The following is an 11,846-nucleotide window of genomic DNA, read 5'->3' as shown; positions in this document are numbered from 1 at the left end:
GCGCTGCCTATCTGGCACGCCGGTTTCTTTTAGCACTCACACTCATTTATCAATCTGCATCGTAACCCAGATTAGGGGCCAGCCAGCGCTCGACTTCGGCTATCGGCATCCCTTTTCGCGCCGCGTAGTCTTCTACCTGATCTCGCTGAATCTGCGCTACGGCAAAGTATTTGCTTTCTGGATGGCTGAAATACCAGCCTGAAACCGAGGCTCCTGGCCACATGGCGTAGGATTCAGTCAGTTTCATTCCGGTGTGAGTCTCCACGTCCAGCAGCTTCCAGATTTGCCCTTTTTCCGTGTGTTCCGGACAGGCCGGATAACCCGGAGCCGGACGAATCCCCTGATAGTTTTCCCGCACCAATTCTTCATTACTCAGGTTTTCATTTGGCGCAAAGCCCCAGTACACCTTGCGCACCCGCTCATGCAGATATTCGGCAAAAGCCTCCGCCAAACGATCGGATAAGGCTTTAATCATGATTTTATTGTAATCATCATGCTGAGCATCGTAAGCCTCCGCCAGAGCATCTTCCTCCAGTCCACCGGTCACGGCAAAAGCGCCGATGTAGTCAGCTTTACCGCTGGTTTTTGGCGCAACGTAATCCGCCAGACAATAATTAGGGAAGTCATTTTTTTCCGTTTGCTGCCGCAAATGGTGGCTCACCAGCAGCACGTCATCGCGACGTTCATCCCGATAAATCTCAATATCATCACCCACCCGATTGGCAGGGAACAGACCCACCACGCCTTTAGGATGCAATGATCCTTCTGATGAGAGCTTATCCAGCATCTGATTTGCATCAGCAAACAGACGCTTAGCCTCTTCTCCCACCACTTCATCTTCCAAAATGCGCGGATACTTGCCGGCCAACGACCAGGTCATAAAGAATGGTGTCCAATCGATATAATTTCGCAGTGTTTCAATGCTGGCTTCGACCTGCTGAACCCCAAGCTTATGGACTACCGGCGGCGTATAATTTTCCCAGTCAATCACCGTAGCGTTATCCCGCGCAGCTTGCAGGCTGACCGGCGGCGTCCGCGGTTTTTTACGCGCATGCTGAATACGGACGGTTTCATACTCTTTGCGAGTTTTAGCAATAAATTCGTCCCGTTGCGCGTCCGAAAGCAACGCCGATACCACCCCAACACTACGAGAAGCATTAGAAACGTAAGTGGTTGAGCCGCTGTAGTTTTGCTCAATCTTAACCGCCGTATGCGCTTTGGACGTGGTTGCGCCACCAATGAGCAACGGCAAGGTAAAGCCCTGGCGTTCCATCTCTTTGGCTACGTTAACCATTTCATCCAGCGACGGGGTAATCAGACCGGATAAACCGATAATATCGACTTTTTCCTCTCGCGCAGTGCGCAGGATTTTCTCGGTTGGCACCATGACACCCAAATCGATAATTTCGTAGTTATTACACTGTAGAACCACGCCAACAATGTTTTTACCGATGTCATGCACATCGCCTTTAACCGTCGCCAGCAGGATCTTGCCGGCGGTGGTGCCTTTCTGCTTACTGGCCTCAATATAAGGTTCCAAATAGGCCACGGCCTGTTTCATCACCCGGGCGGATTTCACCACCTGTGGCAGAAACATTTTGCCCTCGCCAAACAAATCACCCACCACGTTCATGCCGGCCATTAACGGGCCTTCAATCACTTCAATCGGTCTGTCGGCTTCCTGACGAGCCTCTTCGGTATCCAGTTCGATAAATTCGGTAATGCCTTTCACCAACGAATATTCCAACCGTTTCACCACCGGCCAGCCTCGCCATTCCGCCTGCTGCACCGCAACTTCATCACTTTTGCTGCCACGAAACTTTTCGGCGATATCCAGCAGTCGCTCGGTGCTGTCATTACGGCGGTTCAGAATCACATCTTCAACCGCATCACGCAATTCATCGGATAAATCGTCGTAAATTGCCAATTGACCTGCGTTGACTATCCCCATATCCATGCCGCTGCGAATGGCGTAATACAGGAAAACCGCATGGATCGCTTCACGTACCGGGTCGTTGCCACGGAACGAGAAAGAAACGTTGGAAACGCCGCCTGAAATGAGGGCGTGAGGCAGCTCGCCTTTAATATCCGCACAGGCCTCAATAAAATCAACGGCATAGTTATTATGTTCTTCAATACCAGTAGCAACAGCAAAGATATTTGGGTCAAAAATAATATCTTCCGGCGGGAAGCCGACGGTTTCCGTCAGCAGCTTATAGGCGCGACGACAAATCTCGATTTTGCGCGCGCGAGTATCGGCCTGCCCAGCTTCATCAAAAGCCATCACTACCATGGCCGCACCGTAACGACGTACCAATTTAGCGTGATGAATAAAGGCTGCCTCGCCTTCCTTCATCGAAATCGAGTTAACAATTCCTTTGCCCTGAATGCACTTAAGCCCCTTTTCGATCACGTCCCATTTCGAGGAATCGATCATGATAGGTACGCGGGCAATATCCGGTTCACCGGCAATCAGATTCAGAAAACGCACCATCGCCGCTTCCGCATCCAACATGCCTTCATCCATATTGATATCAATGATTTGCGCACCGCTTTCTACCTGCTGGCGAGCCACATCTAAAGCTTCAGCGTATTTCTCTTCCTTAATCAGCCGTTTGAAACGAGCAGAGCCGGTCACGTTGGTTCGTTCGCCCACGTTGACAAATAACGTATTGGCATCAATGGTTAAGGGTTCCAACCCAGCCAGACGGCAGGCGACCGGAATCTGCGGTAATGCGCGCGGCGGCATGCCAGCGACGGCTTTTACCATCGCGGCAATATGACGCGGCGTAGTCCCACAGCAGCCACCAACGATATTCAGAAAGCCTGATCGCGCCCATTCAGCGATATGCTCAGCCATTTCTTTGGCGTCCAGATCGTATTCACCAAAAGCATTCGGTAAGCCAGCGTTGGGATGAGCACTAACGTAACACTCTGAAATTCTGGATAACTCAGCCACATACTGGCGTAACTCATCCGGCCCCAAAGCGCAGTTCAGGCCGAATGACAGCGGTTTTACGTGGCGCAATGAATTATAAAAAGCTTCGGTGGTTTGCCCGGAAAGCGTGCGGCCAGAGGCATCGGTGATGGTGCCAGATACCATTACCGGCAGCACCACGCCCAAGGCTTCAAATTCGGTTTCTACCGCAAAAGTTGCGGCTTTGGCGTTCAGGGTATCGAACACCGTTTCAATCATAATAATATCGACGCCGCCCTCCACCAGCGCTCGGGTGGATTCGCGGTAGGCTTCCACCAATTGATCGAAGCTAACGTTACGGAAAGCCGGATCGTTAACCTTGGGAGAAATAGAGGCAGTTCGGTTAGTCGGGCCAAGCACACCGGCAACGTAGCGCGGTTTATCCGGCGTTCGGGCGGTCCATTCATCGGCGCAGAGTCGGGCTAGTCGGGCGGCCTCGTAGTTAATCTCTGCCGAGAGCGACTCCATTTGATAATCCGCCATAGCAATGGTGGTGGAGTTAAAGGTATTGGTTTCAAGAATATCCGCACCGGCTTCAAGATAAGCATTGTGAATGGCGGTAATCACTTCGGGCTTGGAGAGAACCAATAGATCGTTATTTCCTTTCAGATCGCTCGGCCAATCCGCAAAACGTTCTCCGCGATAATCGGCTTCTTCCAGACGATAGCTCTGGATCATGGTGCCCATGCCGCCATCTAATACTAAAATACGTTTTGCCAGCTGCTGGTGCAGTTTTTCTACTCGATTTGTCACTGTCGCCTCTTCGCCTCGATGCCCTGCCAAATATCATCCCAGCCCATATTTCAGAGCCGTTTAACCTATCGGAACTGCTGCAAAAGCCAGCAAGCCATCCTAGCACAAGTTATAAGGCTAATGAGTCGACGGGAAGTTGAGACTTTTTCAGGTAGAAATCTGCACACATCGGATGAGCGTTTTGGCCCATTAGCATGCATAATTATAAAACGAAAATGAATTCCATTATATTTCCAGGGAGCTGATTTATGACGATACCGATTCCCATTAAACGGGGAAAGAAAACAAAGGCTAGTGGAGCTACATCAGCAGCGGCTACCGGTCAGGTTCAATCATTGACTCGCGGCCTTAAATTACTGGAATATATTTCCGAATCCCAAGGTCAGGTTGCTCTGACGGATCTGGCACAACAGGCCGGTTTACCTAATTCAACGACTCACCGCTTGCTGACTACTATGCAACAGCAGGGCTTCGTACGTCAGGTGGGAGATTTAGGGCTGTGGACCATGGGCGCGCAAGCGTTTGTCGTTGGCAGCAGCTTTTTACAAAGCCGCAATCTACTGGCCATGGTACATCCGATTCTGCGGCGTTTGATGGATGAATCCGGCGAAACCGTCAATCTGGCGGTATTGGATCACAGCGATTATCAGGCGATCATTATCGATCAGGTGCAATGTACCGCGCTGATGCGTATGTCTGCTCCTATTGGCGGTAAGCTTCCCATGCATGCTTCCGGTGCAGGAAAAGCGTTCTTGTCGACTCTGTCAGATGAAAAGCTGGTGCAGCTACTCCATAAAAAAGGTCTGCACGCCTACACCCAACACACCCGCACGAATCCGGTCAGTTTAAAAGAGAATTTGGCGCAAATTCGCAAGCAGGGCTATTCCTTCGATGATGAAGAACATGCGCTGGGCTTGCGTTGTATCGCTGCCTGTCTGTATGACGAACATCATGAAGCCTTCGCCGCTATCTCTATTTCTGGGCCGGTTTCACGCATCACCGATGACCGCGTGACCGAGCTAGGGGCGCTGGTTATTCACGCCGCCAAAGAAATTACGCAATCCTACGGCGGCGGTAATCGCTAAGTAAAATGCCTCACTCGCGCGCCGCTAGTGGGGCAAAAATCACCCTATAATCCGTTGTGAGAAGCGCTGCTTACGCCGATAGGCGAAAACATCCTCCACATGCCCATGACGAATACGCTGTTGCAAACCGCGCCAGTATTCAGCGTGGAATAAATCCTCGTGCATCTCTTCAAAGCAGGCTCTGACTTGCGGATCGCTGCAAAGAAAATGGCGGAACTCTTCAGGAAAAACATCATTTGGAGAAACGCTGTACCAAGGCTCGCTAGCCATTTCGTCCTCCGGATAGCGCGGCGGAGGAATATCACGGAAATTCACTTCGGTCATATAACAAATTTCATCGTAATCGTAGAAAACGACGCGTCCGTGGCGCGTGACGCCAAAGTTTTTAAACAGCATGTCGCCGGGGAAAATATTTGCTGCGGCTAGCTGTTTTATCGCATTGCCGTATTCTTCAATCGCGTCCCATAACTGCCGCTCATTAGCCTGCTCCATATAGATATTCAGCGGTATCATGCGCCGCTCCATATACAGATGCTTAATCACAATTTGGTCGCCTAAATCTTCCAGTTTTTCCGGCACTTCCAGCCGTAGCTCGGCCAGCAGTTCCTGACTGATACGATTCTTATCGATAACAAAATTTTCAAATTCCTGAGTATCCGCCATGCGCCCAACGCGGTCATGCTCTTTAACTAACTGATAGCACTCCTGCACTCGCGCCTGGCTGACCTCTTTTTGCGGAGCAAACTGGTCTTTAATCACTTTGAATACCCGATCGAAGGACGGCAAAGTAAATACCAGCATGACCATGCCTTTCACCCCTGGAGCAACAATAAACTGCTCATCGGATTGATGCACATAGGTGAGATATTCGCGGTAGCTTTCGGTTTTTCCGTGCTTTTGACAGCCTATCGCCATATACAATTCGGCGGTAGATTTGCCCGGTAAAATTTCCCTTAGCCATTCCACCATCGCCGCTGGCAACGGGGCATAAACCATGAAATAGGAGCGAGCGAAACCAAACACAATACTGGCCTCGGCTTTGCTGGTCAGGCAGGTGTCAATAAATAATGCTGCCGATTCATTGTGATGAATCGGCAGTAAGAACGGATGTACTCCGTCAGACAATCTGAGCTTTCCCACTAGCCACGCCGCTTTATTACGATAAAACAGTTCATTGGCGATCTGGAAGCGAGCGGTAGCCAGTTGCTGCGGGCTAAATGCCTGTTGGAGCGCAGCAACGATATATTCAATGTCTCTGGGCAGATTTTCCCAAGGTAAACGAAGGGGTAAATCATTCAATATCGTCTGCAACATCGCAGATAAACCCAGCTCTGGCGTAAAATCCCGCGCCAATGGCCGTGGAATATCGCGAAAACGTCGTTCCGGCTGGGAGCTGAAAACAAAGAGCTTGTCCTGAGTTAACTCACGGTGTTTAAACAGGCGGCAATAAACCGAGTTAAAAAAGCTTTCGGCTATTTCGAAACGTGGATAATCCGGCAATAGATCGGTATAGATAGCTTTTACCCGCGCCAGAAATTCGGCGTCAAAACTTCCGCTACCGGTAATGCGTTTTAGTTGCTCCACCACCAGTCCAACGTGGTGATCATAGAGATGAATTCGCTTTTTCATGGCTTGCTGAATCGCTTGCCAGTCGGCCTGCTCAAAGCGCTGCTGAGCGCCTGCGGTCACTTCCAGAAAGCGGCCATACTGTGCATCAAAACCCTGCAAAATAGTTTGGGCGATTAACTGCTCTAAGCTTATTGCCATGCTCACCTCCCGCTACACGGAACAGAGCCTGCATACGCAGGCTCCGGTTAACAATGATTGCTAGTTCGGCAGTAGGATTAGAACTGCTGCTCTTCTGTCGATCCGGTCAGCGCCGTTACTGAAGATTCGCCACCCTGAATGATATTGGTCACTTTATCAAAGTAACCGGTCCCTACTTCCTGCTGATGGGAAGCAAAGGTATAGCCACGATCCACCGAGGCAAATTCAGGCTGTTGCACTTTCTCTACGTAATGCTTCATTCCTTCGCCCTGAGCATAGGCGTGCGCCAGGTCGAACATGTTGAACCACATGCTGTGAATACCGGCCAGCGTAATAAACTGATATTTGTAGCCCATTGCAGCCAGATCTTCCTGGAAGCTGGCAATTTGCTTATCGCTAAGATTCTTTTTCCAGTTAAAGGACGGCGAGCAGTTATAAGCCAGCAATTTACCTGGGAATTTAGCGTGAACCGCATCGGCAAAACGCTTCGCCAGCGCCAAGTCCGGCGTAGAAGTTTCGCACCACACCAAATCTGCATAAGGGGCATAAGCCAGACCACGGCTAATCGCCTGCTCAATACCGGCGTGAGTGCGGAAGAAGCCTTCGGCGGTACGTTCGCCGCTGATAAATTCACGATCGTAAGGATCGCAGTCGGAAGTCAACAGATCCGCCGCATCAGCATCGGTACGAGCGATCAATAAGGTCGGTACACCCAATACGTCCGCCGCCAAGCGCGCAGCAACCAGTTTCTGAATAGCTTCCTGAGTTGGTACCAATACCTTGCCGCCCATGTGCCCACATTTCTTCACTGCCGCCAGCTGATCTTCGAAGTGAACGCCCGCTGCACCGGCTTCAATCATGGCTTTCATCAGTTCAAAAGCATTTAACACACCGCCAAAACCAGCTTCCGCATCAGCCACAATCGGCAGGAAATAATCGGTATAACCTTGAGTACCCGGCTCGATATTATTCGACCATTGGATTTGGTCAGCTCGGCGGAAACTGTTATTAATGCGTTTAACTACGGCAGGAACCGAATCTACCGGATATAAAGACTGGTCCGGATACATGCTGGATGCGGTATTGGCATCTGCCGCGACCTGCCAACCGGACAAATAAATAGCTTCCACACCGGCTTTAGCCTGCTGCAAAGCCTGACCGCCGGTTAATGCGCCCAAACAGTTGATGTAGCCTTTACGAGCGCCACCATGCAATAAATCCCACAGTTTTTGCGCACCGTGCTGCGCCAGCGTGCATTCTGGATTGACCGAGCCGCGCAATTTAATCACTTCTTCAGCGCTGTAAGGACGGGTAATCCCTTCCCAGCGCGCTGATTTCCAGTCTTGTTCCAATTGCTTGATTTGTTGAGCACGAGAGGTAGTCATTGTTCTTATCCTTATTATTAATTTGTAGGGTTATGCCAGCAGCGCGTAGCCAGGCAGGGTCAGGAAGTCGATCAGCTCGTCTTGTGTTGTTATACGTTCCATCAACTGAGCGGCTTCTTTAAAGCGGCCGGAATCAAAGCGTTCGGAACCAAGCTCTTGCTTAACAACCTGCATTTCTTCACTCAACATTGTGCGGAACAATTCTTTAGTGACTTTTTTCCCGTTACTCAGGGATTTTTGGTGGTGAATCCATTGCCAGATAGAGGTACGGGATATCTCAGCCGTCGCAGCATCTTCCATCAGTCCATAGATAGGTACGCAGCCGTTACCGGAGATCCAGGCTTCAATGTATTGCACCGCCACGCGGATATTGGCGCGCATACCTTCTTCGGTTCTTTCACCAGAACAGGGCTCTAGCAATTCAGCGGCGGTAATAGGTTTATCCTGTGCACGACTCACTTCCAATTGATTCGGACGATTCCCTAATACGCGATTAAATACTTCCATCACCGTATCTGCCAACCCCGGATGCGCAACCCAGGTGCCATCGTGGCCATTAGTGGCTTCCAATTCTTTATCGGCTCGGACTTTATCCAACACCCAAGCGTTCTTCTCTGCGTCTTTACTCGGAATAAAGGCCGCCATTCCCCCCATAGCCAACGCACCGCGCTTATGGCAGGTTTTTATCAGCAGGCGAGAGTATGCGCTGAGGAAAGGTTGAGTCATGGTGACGGATTGACGATCGGGCAAAACGCGATCGCTATGATTCTTCAATGTTTTGATATAGCTGAAAATGTAATCCCAGCGTCCGCAGTTAAGGCCAACAATGTGGTGACGCAGGTGATATAGGATTTCGTCCATCTGAAACACTGCAGGCAATGTTTCGATTAATACCGTGGCTTTAATGGTTCCCTGCGGCAAACCAAAGCGCTGTTCCGTAAAGGTAAAGACGTCGCTCCACCAGGCAGCTTCTTGGTAGGACTGCATTTTGGGCAGATAGAAATAAGGGCCACTACCATTCGCCAGCAGGTGTTCATAATTATGTAAGAAATAAAGGGCGAAATCGAACAGACCACCAGAGATAGCTTCTCCCTGATAAGTCACGTGTTTTTCAGGTAAATGCAGGCCGCGCACTCGCGCAATCAAAACCGCCGGATTTGGTTTTAGCTGGTAAATCTTGCCTGATTCATTGGCATAAGAAATAGTTCCTTTCACCGCATCATGCAGGTTAATTTGACCTTCAATCACTTTATCCCAACTCGGTGCCAGCGAATCTTCAAAATCTGCCATGAAGACTTTCACATTAGCATTCAGCGCGTTAATCACCATTTTGCGCTCTACCGGGCCGGTTATCTCAACCCGACGATCCTGTAAATCAGCAGGGATATTCTGAATTTTCCAGTCACCATTGCGAATGGAAGTGGTTTCCGAAATAAAGTCCGGCAATCTGCCATTATCAATGCCATGTTGCCATTTCTCGCGTGCAGCAAGGAGTTGACAGCGACGTTCTGAGAATTCAGCAACCAATTCCGTTAAAAACTCGATGGCCTGAGCGGTCAATACCTGACGCTCCGCAGTGGAAAACTTCTGCGTGAAGACTAACTCCGTGCCTACTAACTGTTGTGTCATTACCCTTTCCTCATCCCAATCTGACGGCATATACACCAACGCACAAGCGGCGTACTTACCGCCTGAGACGCATTTTATGAGTCATTGGCGGCAAGATTTTCTGGTCGTTTTTCACCCCAACAGAATTAAGAATAATCAATTAATCATGAAAATCAAAAACGATTTCCATTTTTATATTAAATATTTATTTAATCTTTATTTATCAATTGATTAACACAAATAACAAAATACACACTTCAGGAAAGGCATTCCATAAATGACAAAATTCCGTTGTAACATATTGTTTAATATAGAGATTAGACCAGTTGGAAAGGGATTGTTTATGCAGAATAGCAGAAGAAATGGTTAGGCGGCATCGATTCAGCCGCCATATAAAGATGAAATCAGTCGAGAGTCGGGTTCATTTGACGTAGATCGAACGGCGTAATCTGATAGACATAATAATTGAGCCAATTGGCAAATAATAAGTGTCCATGGCTACGCCATGAGGCTAATGGGCGCTGCGTAGGATCATTCTGTGGGAAGTAATTCAGTGGGACAGCAGGTTCCAGACCCGCAGCCCGATCCCGCGCATATTCCCCTGCCAGCGTATCCACATCGTATTCCGGATGGCCGGTAACGAAAGCGACTCTTTTATCCTTACTGGCAAACAGATAAGCACCGGCCTCATCGGAAGCCGCCAGAATATCCAGATCGGTGTATTGCTGCAAAATCTCAATCGGAAAATCTGCATAACGGGAATGAGGGGCAAAGAAGCTTTCATCAAAACCACGGGTCAATAACGCCAAAGGTTTCAGGGTTTGATGGCGATAAATCCCAGACAATTTTTCCTTACGAGTTAGTTTGGGAATCCCATAGAGAATGTTTAAGGCGGCCTGCACTGCCCAGCAGACAAATAGCGTTGATGTCACATGATCCTTGGCCCAGGTGATAATGCGTTCTATCTGCGGCCAATAGGCAACATCGCTGAAATCCACTAACCCAAGAGGAGCGCCGGTTACGATAAGTCCATCAAAATTCTGATTTTTAATCTCTTCAAAATCGCAATAGAAGTTATTCAGATGCTCCGCTGGCGTATTTTTCGATTCGCGGCTATCCACTCGTAGCAATTGAATATCCACTTGCAGGGGCGAGTTCGACAGTAAACGTAAAAACTGATTTTCCGTTTCTATCTTCTTAGGCATTAGATTCAGCACCAATACTTTTAGCGGTCGAATTTCCTGAGTTTTAGCTCTTGATGAAGTCATCACAAAAACATTCTCATTACGCAAGAAACTCACCGCAGGTAGTTCATCAGGGACCCGAATTGGCATGCCTACATCCTCAATATATCCGTTTATACGTTTAGACTTCCAGACACCTGAAGATAACTTTTTCCAAATACAAAGTCGAGTGATCAACAACAACCTGAAAATGTTTCATTGCGGTATTAAACCAATGCGCTGCTGTCCTTTACTTCCGCAGCGCGGCCTCGCATTTAGCCTGATTGCAAAATCACCCTCAATGATAGGAACAAATAACCAAAAAACATAAATATTATTTAGCTATTGGCGCACCAGTGAAATTGGTTAACATCGTATAAAACTGACTAATCATGCATATTAACAACAATAAATAGACAAAATCAGTGAGTTATGGTGATTATATTGGCAATATTGCATCATCAAAGGCGATACAGCCACTCAATATCCTAGCACCGGATTAATTAAAATAATTAATGCAGTTATTCTGGGCGCCAGAGAGTGACTCGTTACTTATAAAACCAAGGAAGTATTAAGATCTCACCAATGGCTCTATTTTATAAAGGTTTATATTTATAAGGTTGCTAGATTGTGGCGACAAGTGACGCCGATAAATCGAGGAAACTACTCAGAGTAGTGCTATATAGATTTAGAGAAAGTTAAAATAGGTGCGTATTACTGCTGATATTTTGACAAATTCAGATACAAAAAAGGCCATCCGTTAGGATGGCCTCGTTTGTTTATTTGATACCTGGCAGTGTCCTACTCTCGCATGGGGAGACCCCACACTACCATCGGCGCTACGGCGTTTCACTTCTGAGTTCGGCATGGGGTCAGGTGGGACCACCGCGCTATTACCGCCAGGTAAATTCTTTTCTAAGTGCCGAACTTAAACCCATATAACTGGTGCTGATACCCAGAGTCGAACTGGGGACCTCACCCTTACCAAGGGTGCGCTCTACCAACTGAGCCATATCAGCACAACTAAATTTGATGCCTGGCAGTGTCC

At 48.6% G+C, this 11,846-nt stretch carries 6 protein-coding genes, 1 tRNA gene and 1 rRNA gene; 1 reads left to right on the top strand and 7 read right to left on the bottom strand.

Features of this window, described 5'->3' with window-relative positions:
- Positions 1 to 49: 49 nt before the first annotated feature.
- Positions 50 to 3,730 carry a methionine synthase gene (metH, locus tag ACQ4OC_RS08540; protein ID WP_128821803.1) on the bottom strand — a complete coding sequence of 1,227 codons (3,681 nt, stop codon included), beginning with the start codon at positions 3,728 to 3,730 and terminating at the stop codon, positions 50 to 52.
- Positions 3,731 to 3,978: 248 nt separating this feature from the next.
- Between metH and iclR the strand changes: the two genes are divergently transcribed.
- Positions 3,979 to 4,815, top strand: coding sequence for a glyoxylate bypass operon transcriptional repressor IclR (gene iclR / locus ACQ4OC_RS08535; protein ID WP_064515540.1), 837 nt, complete (start codon positions 3,979 to 3,981; stop codon positions 4,813 to 4,815).
- Between the two features lie 39 nt (positions 4,816 to 4,854).
- Here iclR and aceK read toward each other — a convergent pair whose 3' ends face one another.
- From aceK to ACQ4OC_RS08505, 6 genes are all read right to left on the bottom strand, one after another.
- Positions 4,855 to 6,582, bottom strand: coding sequence for a bifunctional isocitrate dehydrogenase kinase/phosphatase (gene aceK / locus ACQ4OC_RS08530; RefSeq protein ID WP_430971099.1), 1,728 nt, complete (start codon positions 6,580 to 6,582; stop codon positions 4,855 to 4,857).
- 77 nt (positions 6,583 to 6,659) lie between these two features.
- Positions 6,660 to 7,967: an isocitrate lyase gene (gene aceA, locus ACQ4OC_RS08525; RefSeq protein WP_064515544.1), complete on the bottom strand. Its 1,308-nt coding sequence runs from the start codon at positions 7,965 to 7,967 to the stop codon at positions 6,660 to 6,662.
- A gap of 30 nt (positions 7,968 to 7,997) precedes the next feature.
- Positions 7,998 to 9,596 carry a malate synthase A gene (gene aceB / locus ACQ4OC_RS08520; RefSeq protein ID WP_430971098.1) on the bottom strand — a complete coding sequence of 533 codons (1,599 nt, stop codon included), beginning with the start codon at positions 9,594 to 9,596 and terminating at the stop codon, positions 7,998 to 8,000.
- 383 nt (positions 9,597 to 9,979) lie between these two features.
- Positions 9,980 to 10,909, bottom strand: coding sequence for a homoserine O-acetyltransferase MetA (metA, locus tag ACQ4OC_RS08515; protein ID WP_064515549.1), 930 nt, complete (start codon positions 10,907 to 10,909; stop codon positions 9,980 to 9,982).
- A gap of 677 nt (positions 10,910 to 11,586) precedes the next feature.
- A 5S ribosomal RNA gene (rrf, locus tag ACQ4OC_RS08510) occupies positions 11,587 to 11,702 on the bottom strand.
- A gap of 39 nt (positions 11,703 to 11,741) precedes the next feature.
- A tRNA-Thr gene (locus ACQ4OC_RS08505) sits at positions 11,742 to 11,817 on the bottom strand.
- Positions 11,818 to 11,846: the final 29 nt, after the last annotated feature.

Source organism: Yersinia sp. J1 (assembly GCF_050586585.1).
Taxonomy (GTDB): domain Bacteria; phylum Pseudomonadota; class Gammaproteobacteria; order Enterobacterales; family Enterobacteriaceae; genus Yersinia; species Yersinia entomophaga.
The sequence above is the reverse complement of the archived record's forward strand: the minus strand, read 5'-3'. Positions and strand labels throughout refer to the sequence as shown.